Annotated in this window: 16 protein-coding genes; 9 read left to right on the forward strand and 7 right to left on the reverse strand. The window is 64.0% G+C overall.

Translation table 11 applies throughout. The features are described from left to right. The 4 genes from ispF to HNR05_RS00020 form a co-directional block, all read left to right on the forward strand. Nucleotides 1–906: 2-C-methyl-D-erythritol 2,4-cyclodiphosphate synthase (gene ispF, locus HNR05_RS00005; RefSeq protein WP_179577145.1), on the forward strand; the 906-nt coding region annotated here is incomplete at its 5' end. After that, complete coding sequence (gene cysS, locus HNR05_RS00010; RefSeq protein WP_179577146.1) at nt 903–2,318, forward strand: cysteine--tRNA ligase; 1,416 nt, start codon at nt 903–905, stop codon at nt 2,316–2,318. The genes ispF and cysS, both read left to right, overlap by 4 nt. Beyond that, entirely contained in the window at nt 2,318–3,445 is a 1,128-nt protein-coding gene (rlmB, locus tag HNR05_RS00015; protein ID WP_179577147.1) for a 23S rRNA (guanosine(2251)-2'-O)-methyltransferase RlmB, read from the forward strand. The genes cysS and rlmB overlap by 1 nt, the downstream gene beginning before the upstream one ends. A 405-nt stretch (nt 3,446–3,850) precedes the next feature. After that, nucleotides 3,851–4,075, forward strand: a complete 225-nt coding sequence (locus tag HNR05_RS00020) for a hypothetical protein (protein ID WP_179577148.1) — start codon at nt 3,851–3,853, stop codon at nt 4,073–4,075. A gap of 6 nt (nt 4,076–4,081) precedes the next feature. Here HNR05_RS00020 and HNR05_RS00025 read toward each other — a convergent pair whose 3' ends face one another. The 3 genes from HNR05_RS00025 to HNR05_RS00035 all read right to left on the reverse strand — a co-directional run bounded on the left by HNR05_RS00025 (nt 4,082) and on the right by HNR05_RS00035 (nt 8,053). After that, a complete protein-coding gene (locus HNR05_RS00025; protein WP_179577149.1) occupies nt 4,082–5,383 on the reverse strand; it encodes a DUF4032 domain-containing protein in 1,302 nt (433 codons plus the stop codon). A gap of 101 nt (nt 5,384–5,484) precedes the next feature. Beyond that, complete coding sequence (locus tag HNR05_RS00030; protein WP_179577150.1) at nt 5,485–6,504, reverse strand: NYN domain-containing protein; 1,020 nt, start codon at nt 6,502–6,504, stop codon at nt 5,485–5,487. 226 nt (nt 6,505–6,730) lie between these two features. Continuing rightward, complete coding sequence (locus HNR05_RS00035) at nt 6,731–8,053, reverse strand: HNH endonuclease family protein (protein WP_179577151.1); 1,323 nt, start codon at nt 8,051–8,053, stop codon at nt 6,731–6,733. 260 nt (nt 8,054–8,313) lie between these two features. Here HNR05_RS00035 and HNR05_RS00040 point away from each other — a divergent pair, with 260 nt between their 5' ends. Genes HNR05_RS00040 through HNR05_RS17700 form a run of 3 tightly spaced genes read left to right on the forward strand, consistent with a single transcriptional unit; the run spans nt 8,314 to nt 10,204 of the window. Continuing rightward, nucleotides 8,314–9,138, forward strand: coding sequence for a nuclease-related domain-containing protein (locus HNR05_RS00040; protein ID WP_179577152.1), 825 nt, complete (start codon nt 8,314–8,316; stop codon nt 9,136–9,138). Beyond that, on the forward strand, nt 9,135–9,305 hold the full coding sequence (locus HNR05_RS00045; RefSeq protein ID WP_179577153.1) for a hypothetical protein: 171 nt from the start codon (nt 9,135–9,137) through the stop codon (nt 9,303–9,305). The genes HNR05_RS00040 and HNR05_RS00045 overlap by 4 nt, the downstream gene beginning before the upstream one ends. Nucleotides 9,306–9,322: 17 nt before the next feature. After that, nucleotides 9,323–10,204 carry a UvrD-helicase domain-containing protein gene (locus HNR05_RS17700; protein WP_179577154.1) on the forward strand — a complete coding sequence of 294 codons (882 nt, stop codon included), beginning with the start codon at nt 9,323–9,325 and terminating at the stop codon, nt 10,202–10,204. A gap of 70 nt (nt 10,205–10,274) precedes the next feature. Here the strand turns inward: HNR05_RS17700 and HNR05_RS00055 are convergent, their stop codons facing one another. Both HNR05_RS00055 and HNR05_RS00060 read right to left on the reverse strand, forming a co-directional pair. Next, the gene (locus tag HNR05_RS00055; protein ID WP_179577155.1) at nt 10,275–11,570 is read right to left on the reverse strand and encodes a DNA cytosine methyltransferase; all 1,296 of its coding nucleotides are present in this window, start codon (nt 11,568–11,570) and stop codon (nt 10,275–10,277) included. Nucleotides 11,571–11,764: 194 nt separating this feature from the next. Beyond that, the gene (locus HNR05_RS00060) at nt 11,765–12,697 is read right to left on the reverse strand and encodes a NaeI family type II restriction endonuclease (RefSeq protein WP_179577156.1); all 933 of its coding nucleotides are present in this window, start codon (nt 12,695–12,697) and stop codon (nt 11,765–11,767) included. A 187-nt stretch (nt 12,698–12,884) separates the two neighbouring features. On the opposite strand from HNR05_RS00060, the gene HNR05_RS00065 reads away from it, so the two are divergent. Then, nucleotides 12,885–13,289 (forward strand): DUF3427 domain-containing protein, encoded by a 405-nt coding sequence (locus HNR05_RS00065; RefSeq protein WP_179577157.1) that lies wholly within the window; start codon nt 12,885–12,887, stop codon nt 13,287–13,289. A gap of 621 nt (nt 13,290–13,910) precedes the next feature. Then, a complete protein-coding gene (locus tag HNR05_RS17410; protein WP_246318318.1) occupies nt 13,911–14,051 on the forward strand; it encodes a hypothetical protein in 141 nt (46 codons plus the stop codon). Here the strand turns inward: HNR05_RS17410 and HNR05_RS00075 are convergent, their stop codons facing one another. Next, on the reverse strand, nt 14,052–14,468 hold the full coding sequence (locus tag HNR05_RS00075) for a DUF1294 domain-containing protein (protein WP_218868764.1): 417 nt from the start codon (nt 14,466–14,468) through the stop codon (nt 14,052–14,054). It abuts the gene before it with no gap. 285 nt (nt 14,469–14,753) lie between these two features. Then, nucleotides 14,754–16,283: an FAD-dependent oxidoreductase gene (locus HNR05_RS00080; RefSeq protein WP_179577159.1), complete on the reverse strand. Its 1,530-nt coding sequence runs from the start codon at nt 16,281–16,283 to the stop codon at nt 14,754–14,756.

Genomic DNA, 16,283 nt, shown 5'->3' on the forward strand with positions numbered 1-16,283 from the left:
GCGCGCGCGTTGACCCCCTCCGCGGTCTTCGACGCTGTCGTCGAGACGGTGCGGGCCTCGGCTGCCGGGGTGCTGCCGATGCTCCCCGTCGTCGACACCATCAAGCGCATCGACCACGCCGGAATCGTGCACGAAACCGTCGACCGTGCCGAACTCGCTGCCGTGCAGACGCCCCAAGGGTTTCCTCGCGAGGTTCTCGTCGCCGCGCTGGCCGCGGCTTCCGCGAACGACATCGCCGAGGCGACGGATGACGCCGCTCTGGTCTCGGCATCCGGCCACCCCGTGCAGACCATGGGTGGCGACCCGCTCGCCTTCAAGATCACCACGCCCGACGACCTGCGCCGCGCGCACCTGCTGCTTGCGTCCGATGTGTCGGCTGCATCCGTCACGCCTGCTGCATCCGCTGCGCCGCGCATCGGAACGGGCATGGACGTGCATGCCTTCGACGACACGTCACCCCTGTGGCTCGCCGGTTTGCACTGGCCGGGCGAGCGCGGACTCTCGGGTCACAGTGACGGCGATGCCGCAGTGCACGCCATCTGCGACGCCCTGCTCGCCGCCGCGGGCCTGGGTGACATCGGCGGAATCTTTGGCACGGCCGACCCTCGCCTGACCGATGCGCACGGCGAAGTCTTCCTGAACGAAACCCTGCGGCTTCTCACCGAGGCCGGATTCCGGGTCGGAAACGTCACGGTGCAGATCATCGGCAACCGCCCAAAACTGGCTCCGCGTCGCGCCGAAGCTGAGGCGCTGCTCACTCGTCTGCTGCACGCCCCGGTCACTATTTCGGCGACGACGACCGACGCGCTCGGCTTCACCGGCCGCGGCGAGGGCATCGCTGCACTGGCGACGGCGCTTCTGCTCCCGGTTTCGGCCCAGGCCGCTGTCCTAAGCTGGGAGGCGTGACTGTGCGACTTTATGATTCGAAGGCCCAAGCCCTTCGCGACTTTGTTCCCCTCGTTCCCGGAAAAGTCGGTATCTACGTCTGTGGTCCCACCGTGCAGTCCTCGCCGCACATCGGTCACCTGCGCAGCGCCCTGGCCTACGACCAGCTTCGTCGCTGGTTGGTTTACCGCGGCAACGACGTCACGTTTGTGCGCAACGTCACCGACATCGACGACAAGATTCTGGTCAACGCCGAAGGATCGAACGAGGCGTGGTGGGCCCTCGCTTACCGGTACGAGCTCGAGTTCACGGCCGGCTACCAGCGCCTCGGCATCCTGGCTCCCACCTATGAGCCGCGTGCGACTGCCAGCATCCAGCAGATGCAAGACATCATTGCGCGCCTGATCGAGCGCGGCCACGCCTATGCGGCCGACGACGGATCCGGCGACGTCTACTTCGCGACCGGCAGCTGGCCGGCCTACGGCGAGCTCACCCGACAGAGCCTCGACAACGTGGAAGCGGCCACCGATGCCGACCCGCGCGGCAAACGCGATCCGCGCGACTTTGCGCTCTGGAAGGGCCACAAGGCCGGCGAGCCGACGGATGCCGCGTGGCCCTCCCCCTGGGGAGGCGGCCGTCCCGGCTGGCACATCGAATGCTCGGCCATGGCCGCCCGCTACTTGGGAGAGCAGTTCGACATTCACGGCGGCGGACTCGACCTGCGCTTCCCGCACCACGAGAACGAACTGGCGCAGTCCAACGCCGCCGGCGACGCATTCGCGAACTACTGGGTGCACAACGGCCTGGTTCATGTGAACGGTCAGAAGATGTCGAAGTCGCTCGGCAACTCGGTTTTTGCCTCCGAGCTGCTCGAACAGGCGCGCCCGATCGTGGTGCGCTACTACCTCGGCTCGGCGCACTACCGCTCCACCCTTGATTTTCTGCCCGGCTCCCTCGCCGAGGCCGAAGCCGCCCTCGAACGGGTCGAGAGTTTTCTCGACCGGGCCGACCGTCGCCTTGCCGACACCCGGTTCGCCGGATCCGGCGCCGAGGTCGTTCCCGACGATTTCGCGTCTGCGATGGACGACGACCTCGCCGTTCCGCAGGCGCTCGGTGTGCTGCACGACACCGTGCGTGCCGGAAATGCGGCGCTCGACGCCGAAGACCTGCACGCCGCAGCATCCGCCCGTTCGCAGGTTCTCGCTATGAGCGAGGTCCTCGGAATCAACCCTTTGTCGCCCGGCTGGTCTGTGGCGACGGATGAACCAGCCATGGTTGCCCTCACCGCCCTCGTCGAGCGTCTGCTCGAAGACCGGGAGATCTCCAGGCAGAGCCGCGATTATGCGGCCGCAGACCGAATCCGCGACGAACTCATCGCCGCCGGAATCACCATCGAAGACACCCCATCGGGTGCCCATTGGAGTTTTGACTGATGAAGAATACAGATCGCAAGGCGCGCACCGGCGCCGTACGCAAGGGAAGTCGCGGACCACAGGTCGGCTCGGGTGGCCAGGGGCGCCAGGCCCTCGAGGGCAAGAAGCCCACACCGAAGGCTGAGGATCGTCCGTACCACCCCGCCGGCAAGCGCAAGGCAGCTCAGGAGCGCTACGCGGCGGCCGGCGGAACGCGCAAGCGCGCCGATGGCGCCGAGTCGCGTGGCGGCTACCAGGGCGGGGCGCAGGGTGGCGGCGCTCGTGGCGCGAGCCGCGGCGGAACCGGGCACACCGGTGGTGGCGGATCATCGACCCGCAACGCCCAGCAGATCGATGAGCATGAAGTGGTCACCGGTCGTAACTCGGTGCTCGAGGCATTGCGCGCCAAGATTCCCGCGAAGGCGCTCTACATCGCCACGCGCATCGAAATGGATGATCGGGTCAAAGAGGTCCTCACGCTGGCGAACGGCCGCGGCATTCCTGTTCTCGAAGTGATGCGTCCAGAGCTCGACCGCCTCGCCGGTCGTGACTCGGTGCACCAGGGACTCGCCCTCAAGGTTCCGGCCTACGAGTACGCACACCCGATCGAGCTGCTGGAGCTGACGATCAGCCGGGGTCACAAGCCGCTCTTCGTCGCGCTCGACGGCATCACCGACCCGCGCAACCTGGGCGCGATCATCCGCTCGACCGCCGCGTTCGGTGGTCACGGTGTGATCGTTCCCGCGCGTCGTTCGGTCGGAGTCACCGCATCGGCATGGAAGACTTCCGCCGGTGCTGCGGCACGCACACCCGTCGCCATGGCGACGAACCTCACCCAGACGCTCAAGGCGCTCAAGGAGCGCGGCGTGTTCGTCATCGGCCTCGCCGGTGACGGCGACGTGTCGCTGCCGGGCCTGAGTCTGGCGGATCGTCCGGTCGTCATCGTGGTCGGCAGTGAGGGCAAGGGGCTGTCACGTCTGGTCGCCGAGACCTGCGACGCGATCGTGTCGATTCCGATCAGTGCGGGCACCGAATCGCTGAACGCGGGGATCGCGGCCAGCGTCACGCTCTACGAGATCTCGCGTTTGCGGGCTGAAGCCAAGACGCTGAAGGCAGCCACGAAGGCTGCGAAGGCCGCCGCGAACTAGGATCGCGCAGTCCGAGGAACGGTGCCGCCCTTCGGGGCGGCACCGTTCTTTGTATCCGTGGGTCGTGCGCCCCGTTGGTCGAGTGCCCGCCCCGTTGGTCGAGTGCCCCGTGGGTCGTGCGCCCCGTGGGTCGTGCGCCCCGTGGGTCGAGCTTGTCGAGACCTCGTACGCCGGTCTCGTGGCGTGCCCACCGGGTCTCGACACGCTCGACCAGCGGATGGTGGCTCGACCGTCCCGTTGGTTGGTCGTGCGCCCGTCCCGTTGGTCGTGCGCCCCGTTGGTCGAGCTTGTCGAGACCTCGTATGCCGGTCTCGTGGCGTGCTCACCGGGTCTCGACACGCTCGACCAGCGGATGGTGGGTCGACCAGCGGTTGGTTGGTCGCGCGCCCGTCCCGTTGGTCGAGCTTGTCGAGACCTCGTGCGTCCGTCCCGTTGGTCGAGCTTGTCGAGACCTCGTATGCCGGTCTCGTGGCGTGCTCACCGGGTCTCGACACGCTCGACCAGCGGATGGTGGGTCGACCGGCGGATGGTGGCTCGACCGGCGGATGGTGGGTCGACCGGCGGATGGTGGGTCGACCGGCAGATGGTGGCTCGACCAGCGGATGGTTGGCCGCAACGATCGGCCGTTGACGGTCGTTAGACGTTCAGACGCCAGTCAGGCTCGTCGTCGTCGGAGCCGACAGCATCCGTCACCGGGATCGGCATCGTGATGCTTCCGGTCGGAGGGTCGATCACCGTGACCTCGTCGCGTCGGTGACGCAGCACATCCTGCACATACGAGGTGACCGCTTCGGCGAGCGGGATATCCTTGCCCTGATTTTGAGCCATGAACCAGCGATGATCGAGCAGCTGGTGGAACACTTCGGCCTGCTCCAGCTTGCCCTTCAGCTCACGCGGAATCGCGCGCACCACGGGTTCGAACACGCGCACCAACCATTCGTGCGCCACCATCTCTTCGTCGGCATCCGGGTTGCCGTAGCTGGCCCGATACGAGTCGAGGTCGTTCAGCAGTCGCCGTGCCTGATTCTCTTCGGCGTCGAGTCCGGTCAGGCGCAGAAGGCGGCGCTGGTGATGCCCGGCGTCGACCACCTTCGGTTGGATGCGCACCGTCGTGCCGCTCTCGTCGGTCTTGATACCCAACTCTTCGATGTCGAAGCCCAAGTTGTTCAAGCGCTCGACCCGCTCGGTGATGCGCCAGCGCTCGGAGCTGGCGAACGATTCCGAACCGGTGAGCTCGGTCCAGAGCGAGCGGTAGGCGGCGACGATGCCATTGCTGATCCGGATGGGGTCGAGCTCGTCGGCAACACGGCCACCGGCTTCCAAGTCCATCAGTTCGCCGGCGATGTTCACGCGCGCGATCTCAAGGTCGTTCTCACGTTGCCCGTTGGACAAACCGCCGGGATAAAGCTGGCCGGTCTCGGCATCCACCAGATAGGCGGCGAAGGCACCGGCATCCCGGCGGAACAGAGTGTTGGACAGCGACACATCGCCCCAAAACAGCCCCACCATATGCACGCGCACGAGCAGCACGGCGAGAGCGTCGACCAGCCGGGTCGCGGTGTCGGGACGCAGCGTCTGCGAATACAGCGCCCGGTAGGGAAGCGAGAATTTGAGGTGACGGGTGACGAGAACGGACTTCAGCGGGGCGCCGTCTTCATCGGTGCGTTTGGTGATCACGGCGAGCGGTTCGACGCAGGGCAAATCGAGCCCTTGCAGGCGGCGCAGCATGTCGTACTCGCCCGTGGCCATCTCGCTCGTGGTCTCTTTGATGGCCACGACGCGTCCGCTCAGATGGGCGAAACGCACCAGGTGTCGGGAGATGCCCTTCGGCAGCGACGCGATGTTCTGATTCGGCCAGGCATCCAACGGAAGATGCCAGGGCAGGTCGAGGAGCGCCGGATCGGCGGTCGCGGACACGATGTTGAGGGAACCACTCATTATCTGAGCCTAGCGGCGACGGATGGGCACGCCGTGGCGGCGGCGTCCTCAGTCACCAGAAGACGACCGCTGCCATGTGCCGATTCGGATGCCGAAGCCGGTTACGACCGCAACCGAACCAAGATCGGGCTCGCCGGGCTGCTCTGCTCCAGCTCAATGACGTTGTGCCGGGACTTCAGAAAATCCGAGAACTGCCGGAAGCCCAGGGCTTGCTCCTGGAACGCCGGATCCATCCGGCGCATCTGATTCTTCACGGCCGAGGCGTGCTGCCATTCCAGGTCGTTCTTGGCCAGAAGCTCCATCGCGCGCAACAACAGTGCGGTGGCCGCCTTTCGCGCTTTGGGGGTGGCGCGCTCCTCGTCCGCCGTGTCGCCCGGACCGTCCTTTTCGGTTGGGCCGGATCCCCCTTTTGCGTGGGCATGGGCGGGCGCCGTGGCATCCGTCTTCTCGATCGGCGCGGGGCCGGTGGAGCGTGCGGGATCGGTGGAGCGTGCTTGATCGGCGGAGCGTGCGCGTTCGGCGGTAGCGGTGTCGCGGAGGTGGCCTCCGCTGATGCCGGGCAGGGTGTCGTAGTCGGCGAATTCGTCGCACGCGGCGGCGAGTGAGCCGCTCGTCGCGCCGGAGACGCCGATGCCAACGACGTAGCGGCCGAGCCGTTTGCAGCGCTGAGCCAGCGGAATGTAGTCGGAGTCGCCGGCGACGATCACGATGTGGGTGAGATCGTCGAGCCGGAAGACGTCCTCGACCACGTCGACGGCGAGTCGGATGTCTGCCCCATTTTTCAGCGACAGCACGGTAGGGAACAGCTGCACCAGATCGACCGCACGATCGACCAGTTGCTTCTGGTAGCTGGCATTCACCTCGGCGGACCAATCCGCGTAGGCGCGGCTGATCACGATCGAGCCGAACGAGGAGGCGTACTCGAGCACGGCGCCGATGTTGACGGTTGCCTGACTGATCCGCGCGATGATCTGGGGGTCGGCATCCGCCAGAGTGGGGTCGAAGGTGCGCACGCGGTCCCGTGCCCAGGCGCTGCGGCCGTGCAGCTGGCTGTAGCGGGAGATCACGATGTTGTCGAAATCGATGTAGACCCCGACGCGTTCGCGGGACTGCTCAGCCATCGGTGCTCCTCAGTAAGTCGGGCGGGAGATCCTGTCGCCTCCGCTGGGCATAGTCTCCTGGCATTCGCGTGCCCGGCGCAAGCGCCCGGCAGGCCGGGGTGGTCACCCTGCGGGGCTGTGGTGCGTTAACTCCTGCAATCTGTCTGACCTGCGAGGCCAAGGAGCGGAACCACACGGCCTCGGATGCCGCCGGTCACCGGATTGCAGGAGTTAGCAACGCTGCGCGTCACGAATTCCAGTGATACTTCCCTTTTGTATCCGCACCCTTTCCACCACAGGTGTAACTGCGGCCGTTGGCGGCGACGCCCGTCACTCCGGGGGTGGAGCAGAAGGCGCCTGGATGCACGGGCTCAGCTGCCGCGGGCGGGGCGGGCGCCGGAGCGGGGTCGGGTGCCGGGGCGGGTGCGGGTGCGGGGAGCGGTGCCGGCACACCGACAGGCTCGGGCGCTGCAGGTGGGGGAGTGGGGCTGCCGGTGGTCGCCACCCCACCGCAGCTCGCGAGCACGCGGGTCATAGCGGTGTGCTCGGCCGGTGCGACCCAGAGTCCGTAGGCCGTCTTGACCTCGATCTGGCGGGCCACATACGTGCAGCGGTAGGACTTCTGCGGCGGCAACCAGGTGGCCGCGTCGCCGGCACCCTTGGCCGAGTTCGTCGGCCCGTCGACGGCGAGCAGGTTGCGTGGGTCGTTGGCCAAGGCGACGCGCTGAGCTTGCGAGAGTTGCTGTGCACCCGTGACCCAGGCGTTCTGCAGGGCGACGACGTGGTCGATCTGCACCTTCGTGGAGGTGGCGTTGCCGCGCACGAACGAGATCACGGAACCGGTGTACGGGTCGGTGAGCGTTCCGGTGAGGATGCGACAGGGACCGGAGTGCGTGGTGTCGCCCAAATCGCGGGCCAGGATGTCGTTGCGGGTGTCGCATCCGTTCTTGTCGACATCGAGCCAGGCTGTGCCGAACATGCCCGTGCGGTCGTAGCCGGTCTTCGGCGCCTTGCCCTTGATCGGGAGGGTGGCGAGCTGAGTGAGCGCGGTCGACGACTCGGCCGCGGATGAGACCGAGGCCACCTGGGATTCTGCGGGAGCCGTAGAGGGTGTGGCAGTTGGGGTCGCCGACGGTTTCGCGGAGCGGGTCGGCGTGCGCGTCACGGGCGGGGCAAGTGCGCCCGGAGAAGTCACGGCCCCCTGCGCCGAGGAGCCGGAACCGCCGGTAACGGGCGCCAGCGAGGCACCCATTCCCATCGCGACAAGGCTGACCGCCACGGCCGCAGCGGCAACTTTTCGAGATGGCACGTGTGCCCACGAGGCCCGGCCGGTGATGAGCGCGTAGCCGGCGGTGAGGAGGGTCGCGAGGCCCGCCATGATCAGCAGGGCAGGCAAGCCGGCCGACGCGACAGCGATGACCAGAACGAGGAGGACAATCGCCCCGACGATCCACGTGCTGCGTAGCGGGCGTGGTGTGCGCTGTGAGAGGGGCCGACGCGGGGCGGACGGGGGCTGCGCGGATGCGGACGCGGACGCGGATGCAGATGCGGGCGGGGCGGGGCGGGGCATGGAACTCCTGAGGGCGAACGGCGCGAAGTGTCGACCGTATCCCGCGGGGTGGCCGAGTCGCTGGTCATCGGAGCGTGTCGCGCGGCGTGGCGGGCGTTTGGGGGCTCCCTGCTGCTGTTGCGCGTTCAAGGGGCATGAGGTGGCGACCTCGATCGCGATTGCATGCGGCCTTCAGGAGAGGGACAGCGGATTTGCCCGTAATGGGGCTACGGACAGCGCACCCGCGCCCACTAGATTCAACGCAGAGCATGAGGGGAACAATGGCAATCGAACAGCCACGCATGCGGCAACAATTCGCCGCACAAGCCGTCATCGAGGAACTGCTGCGGCAGCAGAGCCGCACGCCGCCGCGATCGGGGCTCGCACAATTCTTCGGCTACTCCCCGTTGGGTGCCGACAGCTTGAGCTGGTATCTCGGCGCACAGGGTGAGATCGCCGTCGGCGCCATTCTCGACACGATGCCTCCGGAATGGGCGGTATTCCATGCGCTCCCCGTCGGCACGAAGGGTACCGATATCGACCACGTGCTCGTAGGCCCGGGCGGTGTGTTCACGATCAACACCAAGCACCACAAGCACAAGGCCGTTTGGGTCGCCGGGCGCACAGTGATGGTGTCCGGGCAGAAACAGCCGTATATCCGCAACTCTGAATTCGAAGCGAAACGGGTCACAAAAATGCTGACCGAGCGGATGCCTCAGCTCGCGTCTGCGCAGCCCGTGCTCGCGTTGGTCAGTCCCAAGTCCCTGTCAATCAAGAAACCACCGGAGACGGTGAAAGTGCTCACGGCCGGCAACTTGCGGCGTTGGCTTCTGGCCCGCCCCGAAGTGATGAGTGCCGACGAAGTTAATGAGCTTGCCACGGCCTTCGACGACCCCGCGACCTGGCCGCCCGCGACGATTCCGCCGACTGAAAACGCGCTAGAGCAATTCGACGCGCTCGCGCGCGACGTCCGCTCGGCATGGGTTCGGAGCACGTTGTGGAAACTGGTCGGCATTGCTGCGATGACTGTTGCAGCAGTGATTCTGGGCCCGCCTCTGATCACCGCACTGTTTGACGCCTATATCAATACGGTGGTGCAGCCATGACCGAGGACATGTACAGCGGTTTCTTCGACGCCATGCTGGCCAGTTTCGGCACGCTCCTCGCATCGATCGTGACGAATCCGACGACTCTGGCCACAATCGCGATCCTCATTGTGCTCGCGATTCTTACCCGACTCGTTCCCGCTCGACGCCGTCGACGCCGTCGGTAGCAATCCAGAAACGATCCGTGTCGAAAGCAAACATCAGCAAGAAAATTATCTGGGCGCCATCGCATTGGGGTAAACATTTCAGTCGGTGCGCCCCCTGGTCGCTCACGCTCGATGGCGCTGAGATCATCCTGACCAGCGACACGACATTCACCCCGAGCATGCGTGCCGGCAGAGCGTCCATCGACGCCGCCTCGCCCAGAGACGCCAGCCTCTTTACGGCCAGCGTTGGCGCGATCGGCGAAGTGGCTGTCGACCGCGGCCTGTTCTGGGCCACGGTCGAGATCCCCCATCCCGATCGGCGCATCCGTTTGCGTGGAATCCCCAACCGACGTGCCACGAAACTGGCGCGGGCAATCCGCGCCTCTGCTTTGATCGCAGAGTTCGACGCAGCCGCGGAGAATGTGCTGCAGTGGGTCACCGACCTCGAAACGGCAGCGGTCGAGCAGCTCTCAATCACTGGGTGGCTCACCCGGGAGTTCACCGAAGAGTGGGCGACGCGCAAAGCCGCGCTCGGCTTCGAACGCCTGCTGCACGAGCCAGCCCTTCAGTCCCATGCTGAGTCAAACGCCCGGGTCAGCGCGGCACGCGAGCGGTGGCAGTATGAACTCGCTGACTTCATCGCCGGGCAGAACCAGCATTTGCTGTCTGTTGAACTCGAAGCGAACCGTGACTTCTTTGAAACCGTCGAGAAATCACCGTTGACCGATGAACAGGCGCGCGCCGTCGTCTGCTTCGACAACCGGATGCTGGTGGTCGCGTCGGCCGGGTCCGGCAAGACATCGACGATGGTGGCGAAGGCCGGCTATGCGTTGCGTCGCAACCTGATTCCCGCCGACAATGTCAGCAACGATGATGAGGCCGTCGACGAGCCTGCAATATTCCGCCGACCTGGAAGCTGAAGCGGACAAATCGAGAGCAGGCCCGCACTGAGACCTGCGTTGTATCAGCGCCCAGCCACGCAGAGGAGCTTCAACTCACGCGGTGACGAAAGTTTTCCATATAGTTATTTCGGCTGTGATCAGATTGCCCAGTGAAGCCCTTGAACGCACCAAGCCGGTAAGCGGTTCCTGTGCTCGTGCTCTTCTCCTCGAGGACGAAGTCCTGGGCAAGTACGGCCAGCCGTCTCTCAACTGATGCATGGTTGAGTTCGTCCAGAGTCGCGATGAGGCGAGCCATCTTTACGAAGCCGTCTGTGTTTGCGAGCGCCCGATACACAGGGTCATGGACGTCGGCGCTCAGCTCGGGAATCTCATGTGGAATTCCCTCGTGGTTGAGCGCGGCGCGAATTGACCGGCCGACGGCCTCAGCGACGGGAGGGGGGAAAGCATTCCCGATTTGACGGTATTGCGATGTCTTCCTGCCAGCAAACTCCCACGCGTACTCATCTTTCCAGCCTTGGATCCGGGCAACCATGGGAATGGTGAGGCGTGGCAGCTTTTCCGAAGGATGTGGAGCATCTTTACCGGGGGCTTCGTTGGCGACGCCTTTGCCGTCCACTCCGAGAGCTTCCCACGCGCGCTTCGCTCGAGTTGGACCGAGGTCGGCCCCGCCGTGCTTTTTGCTCCCGCCGACTAGAGTCGGTCCAATTCCATTTGCGAGTTTGACCCAATCATCAAGGTGAGGCCAACCGTTCGCTCCCATTAAGTCTCGAAGGCTACTACCGACAGTGACCTCCCGCTCTTGGGGTTCAGGCCAACGAAAGTAAGCAGCATCCTCAGGGTGCAAAGCAACAAGTACGAATCGCGGTCGCAGTTGCGGTACGCCGAAATCAGCCGCATAGAGAAGCCGCCAATCCGCAACGTACCCGAGCTGGGTCAGCCGATCGAGGACGCGTTGGCGGTAACCCGAGAATCGAGGCGCTGATAGGCCGCGCACGTTCTCAAGCAGCAGGGCGCGAGGCTTTATCACGGCAACTTGTTCAACGGCCCACGCGAACAGGTCGCGTTCGTCGGATGACCCTAGTTGCTTTCCGGCGATCGAGAACGGCGGGCAGGGCACACCTCCGGCGAACAAATCAACGCCCTCAAATTCCGAAGGCGACCAGACCTTGGGGTCTGCGACGTCTCCCACAACAACTTTCCCGTTGGAGTTCTGTCGAAGTGTTTGTGCCGCCGTCTCATCGAGCTCGACCGCTAGCAGGCTTTCGAACCCTGCGTTGAACAGGCCCAGGGCCTGCCCGCCAGCCCCCGCGCAGATTTCGAGGACAGACAGTTTCGACACGTTTTGTACTCCTTGATTAATTGCGATCGTACTATTCTCCGACATGGATCTGAGTTTCCACGCAACCACTGACACTGGGGATTGGTTTAACTGCCTTGATTGGTAGCCGTGTGGGTGCCGCGGCCCTTGATCACTCGGGAATGCATTTCGGCTGCAACGCTGTGAATCGGTGAGTTCTACGCTCAGGAACAAAATAGTGCAGAGATGCTTCTAGTTGTCCGCGCTAAAGCGAACCTGCTCTAAATTCCGTTGGTGAGGGACGGGGCGGGAACTGTGATCATCTCGCCCGATCGAGCTAGGCGCCACCAACGACCATCAAGGCTAATGGCCTGTGGAGTGGATGCTGTGGTCGGGACCACTCGCACGCTTACGAACTCGCCTGGTTCGGGGACTGTCGCACCAAGGTTCTCCGCAAGATGGCGCTGGACCGAATAGTCGCCTCCCAGTATGAGGAAGCCTTCAGGAGCGAGCGCTGATCGAGAGCCGCCGTTATTCCTAACTCGCTTCATGAAATCATCCTGCTGGGCGACAGTTGCGATGATCGTGCGTGACAGACGTCGATTCATCGCCACGCGAAAAAGTTCATTCACGCGTTTTTGCCCGCTTCGATGCTGGAAGATTCGATCGACGTCGTCTGGAGCCAGCTCGAGCAAGGCGTTGGGCTGCATCGGAGCCTCTTTATGAATCCACGCAATTCGTTCCCGACCGAATGCATTAAGGCCGGTCTTCTTGTCTCGATTCTCGCTCGTACGACGATTTTCTTCTGTGACCCGGACGATTCCCACGCTCCAAGTGGATGTCTGGTCGTCAGCCTTCAGAACAAGGATCAATTGATCAAAGCTCTCCATCGGTAGCATCCAAGCACCTGTATGGGAGAACTTGCAATCGACTTCGTTGCCTGCGATACGGAAGTCCAGTATTACGCCGTCCGCAAACGAGAACTCACGCTGCAGATTAATCTCGATGAGAGTGCCGAAGTGGGTCTTTTCAGTCTTGAACAATTGATCCAGGCGATAGCGCCCAGTGCGTTGACCGTCATACAACTGGTCGAAGGTTCTTCGCACTACCTTGGCCATTCGGGACCCGTCCGGATCGGCCAGTTGAATAGCTGCAAAGACCGCCCGCAGTGCTTCATCTTCGGCATCAGGAGCGTGCAAGTTCTCAGTCCACATGAGCTCAATGTATTGGCTCGATAGCTACCGACTGAAATCCTCCTAGGCCTCTCGACTCGGCCGTCTACGCATCCAGCCGACAATGGAGCCGCTAATGCGAATTGGTTCCTCGTGTTCCCAGTATCGTAGGACTGCCCATCCCGCCGCTTCGAGTCTTAAGTTGGTGCTTGCGTGCCTTGCTCAATTCATGGAACTCTTGCTGGACCAATACTCAGCAACCGACTCGGCGATCGCCCCGGTCATCACCGCCTCAATCCTGTCGCTGGCTCATGGCAACAACGAACGAGCGGTTGCCGTCGCGGGACTCCGCGGGCTGAACGCCGACCTCTTCCACTGGGAATCGCAAAGTGCGACTTCGATGACGAGCCCAACCGGACGTCGATATCTCAATCACCGTTCAGCTGGATCCCACGTCGTGATGTTCACCCGTCTCTCGAATCGCGATGATTACGGCTTGGTGGGCGCTTACACATGCCTCGGCCAAGCCGACTATGCGGAGCACGGATGCGAGAAACCAATCGCATTCACCTGGCACCTTCGGCGGCATATACCCGCAGCTGTGCTGGTGAGTGCGAGCGCAGTGGCTCGGTAATGGCGGGTGATGCATGTTATGACTGGGACCGTCGGATGGAGGGTGTTTTTCGAATACGTGGACACGTATTTTCCTTGAGTCCGAGTCCGAGGACCTGGGGCGCTTTTCGGCATGTATCAGCGCGTCTCGCGGCCATGTGAGTAATGGTTAGAGGTTTGGTTCTCCACCAGGCTTTTCGATACCGAGCAGCGTTCGCCATAGCCTTGTATTTCGCACACCGTTATCAAGGTGTGACATCGTCTGACGTAGTAACGAGAGCGAACGGTCATCTACTGCATTCGGTTGATTTGCGCGGTCGAGTTCGCCAAATATTTCGCACAGCCGCGTCGCTTCGCCGGTTTGCTCCAAGGGTCGTTCCAGCGCGCCCGCTCACTAAGCTGAACTCATGACATCCGCTGCGGCCATCCGCAGCTGAATCATCCTGGGGTTGCTCGCCGTTTTCCGGCTACTGCTGATCGCCGGCCTGCCGCTCGAGCGGTTCGCTTGGGGCTGCCAGGACGAGGTGCTCCCGCACTTGCGCCTTGGAAATGCCGTCTCAATCGTTCTCTACGAGGTGTTCGCGCTCGTGGTGCTCGAACGGGCGCAGCTAACCGCACTCCTTACGGGCGCCAATTCATCGCCGTGGCCATGTGGGTGCTCACCGGCTACTTCGCGCGCGGCGTGATGATGAACGGGATTTCGCGAAGCAAGCCCGAACGCTCCCTGATGACGCCGGTGAGCCTCGTGCTTGCCGTGCTGAGCCTGGTCGCCGCGCACGGATGATCAAAGCAGCGCGCTCGCTGACCACTCAACGAACATCGCGAACAGCGGTGTGGCCAGCACTACAAACACGGCAACATTGGCGACAACAGTCGTCCAGAAGGCCTTACGAAAGCTGGCCTTCTTCGTCTTGTGACGCAGCGTCTGTTGGGCGACGATGGCTCCCGGCCATCCGCCGAGCAGGCCGAGCAGAAGCAATGTAGTCTCCGATATCCGCCACCGCCCCGCCCGGGCCGCGGACTTGTCGACCGCGTAGACGATGAAGCACAGGATGCTGGCCCCCACGTAAAGGGTGGCGACCCAGAGCGGGATCGGCCAGTAGAGGTTGATGATGAGCGCGGCGATGAGGAAGGCCCCGACGGTGACGTAGCTGGCTGCTCCTGAGCGGGTGCGCGTTGACCGCTTCGTTGTGGAAACCATCATTTGAGCGTAGTGGGGGTGGCCGACTGCGTCGCGTGGGCGGGTACGAATGCAGGTCGGGCTGCGGGGTCTCGACAAGCTCGACCAGCGGGGGTGCTCGACAAGCGGGGGTGCTCGATCAGCGGGATTAGGCGTGTCGAGGCAGGCCTCATCCGTCGAACAGAGCTCCGCCTCTACTACGAATCTTGTTGATCGAGCCTGTCGAGACCGCATTCGCCGAGCTTCGAGTTCACTCTGCGATCCAAGTTCAGTACGCAGGATCTCGATCGCTCGATGACCGGATTGCTATTCGCCGTCCAAGACCGTCAACGCACTCACCGGCACCGGCTTCACCGGCACATGCGCCGTGAAACTGCCGACATCCGCGATCGAACGCCCCCTCTCGATAGCCACCAGCGAGGCAACTGTCGTCTCGCAGTAGCGGCCCTGACACGGGCCCATGCCACTGCGGCACTCGAGTTTTACACCACTTGCCGAGGAGAGGTGTGGGTTGTGCGCGAGCACGTTCGTCACCGTGTCTTGCGTCACCAACTCGCAACGGCAGACGATGGTGTCGGGAGTTGCGAGAGCAGCGAGGCCCTTGCGGTTCGGTGCGAACATGCTCTGCACGACAGAAGAGAACTTTTGCGCGTGGTGCACGTCGGTGCGGGCGGATTCCACAGCGCTCGTCAGATCATCAGTAGCCGTAGTAAGCGAGTGGTCACGATCACTGGCCCGAGCGCGGGCACGGCTTCGCGCGCGCCCGAACCCCAGGTCCTGAGCGATCGCCAACCCGGCCAAATGGCCCTCCGCTCGGGACTGCTCCGCCCCGGCGACCCCGGTCGGCTCGCCCGCCACATAGATTCCTGGACTCGACGTTGCCATGTTCTGATCGTGAGCGACGATCCAGCCGCCCTTGGCCGAGTTGTACAGCATGGTGCATCCGGCCTGCCGGGCCAGTTCGGTTGAAGCTTGAAAGCCATATCCGAGCACCAACGTCGAAGCTGGCACCACGCGCGGTGATCCCTTGACCTTCCAATTCTCATCGATCCGGGCAAGTTCAGCGCCTTCCACGCGGTCGGTTCCGACCGCGCGGGTCGCGACAGTGCGGGTGCTGATGCGCACACCGGCCGCGATCAAGCGGGTGAGGGCCACGCCGGTCTCGGCGAACAAGCGAGTGTGACCGGGCACCGCGGGAAGCGCTCCGAACGCCTCGCGCAGCGAAGGCAGGCCCCGGGCGAACGCGATCTCTGCAATGTCGGCGCCGGACGCCCGCAGTTGGTCGGCGACCACAAGGAGCAACGGATGCGACCCCGCCAACACCAGGCGCTCCGAAACGAGTAGACGTTGACTCTTGATGAACCCCTGCACCGCACCGGCCATCATCACGCCCGGCAGCGTCCAGCCCGGGATAGCGACGGGCAGGTCGTAGGCACCGGTTGCGATGAGCAGACGACGAACGGGTAGGCGTTCGGCGCCGTTCGGCCCGCTGATCGCCAACTGGATGCCTTCGGGGCTCGGGTCGGCAGTGCCCTGCAAGCTGTCTTCTGCACGGTCACGAAAAACACCAAACGCGGTCGATTCGTGCTTCCACGTGATTCCGGGCGCGGCATCCGCTTGCTCAAGGAGGTCATAGGCCCACGGATAACCGGCCGAAAACTTGGCCTTGCTACCGACGAATTCGCGGGGCGGCTGGCGAAAGATCTGCCCGCCCGGGCGACGCTGCTCGTCGATGACAACAACCCGGGCACCCGCAGCGGAGGCGGAGAGCGCCGCGGCAATGCCGGCGGGGCCGGCTCCGACGACAGCGACGTCGAACATCACGTGATCTGACAT

The sequence above is a fragment of the Leifsonia psychrotolerans genome, assembly GCF_013410665.1.
Taxonomy (GTDB): domain Bacteria; phylum Actinomycetota; class Actinomycetes; order Actinomycetales; family Microbacteriaceae; genus Cryobacterium; species Cryobacterium psychrotolerans_A.

Excerpts from the sequence above, each read along its gene's own strand:
- HNR05_RS00045 (WP_179577153.1), top strand. The coding sequence starts at position 9,135 with ATGACCGAGGACATGTACAGCGGTTTCTTCGACGCCATGCTGGCCAGT.
- HNR05_RS00035 (WP_179577151.1), bottom strand. The coding sequence starts at position 8,053 with ATGCCCCGCCCCGCCCCGCCCGCATCTGCATCCGCGTCCGCGTCCGCA.
- HNR05_RS00055 (WP_179577155.1), bottom strand. The coding sequence starts at position 11,570 with ATGTCGGAGAATAGTACGATCGCAATTAATCAAGGAGTACAAAACGTG.
- HNR05_RS00030 (WP_179577150.1), bottom strand. The coding sequence starts at position 6,504 with ATGGCTGAGCAGTCCCGCGAACGCGTCGGGGTCTACATCGATTTCGAC.
- HNR05_RS00075 (WP_218868764.1), bottom strand. The coding sequence starts at position 14,468 with ATGGTTTCCACAACGAAGCGGTCAACGCGCACCCGCTCAGGAGCAGCC.
- rlmB (WP_179577147.1), top strand. The coding sequence starts at position 2,318 with ATGAAGAATACAGATCGCAAGGCGCGCACCGGCGCCGTACGCAAGGGA.
- HNR05_RS00040 (WP_179577152.1), top strand. The coding sequence starts at position 8,314 with ATGGCAATCGAACAGCCACGCATGCGGCAACAATTCGCCGCACAAGCC.
- HNR05_RS00025 (WP_179577149.1), bottom strand. The coding sequence starts at position 5,383 with ATGAGTGGTTCCCTCAACATCGTGTCCGCGACCGCCGATCCGGCGCTC.
- HNR05_RS00060 (WP_179577156.1), bottom strand. The coding sequence starts at position 12,697 with ATGTGGACTGAGAACTTGCACGCTCCTGATGCCGAAGATGAAGCACTG.
- HNR05_RS00080 (WP_179577159.1), bottom strand. The coding sequence starts at position 16,283 with ATGTCAGATCACGTGATGTTCGACGTCGCTGTCGTCGGAGCCGGCCCC.
- HNR05_RS00065 (WP_179577157.1), top strand. The coding sequence starts at position 12,885 with ATGGAACTCTTGCTGGACCAATACTCAGCAACCGACTCGGCGATCGCC.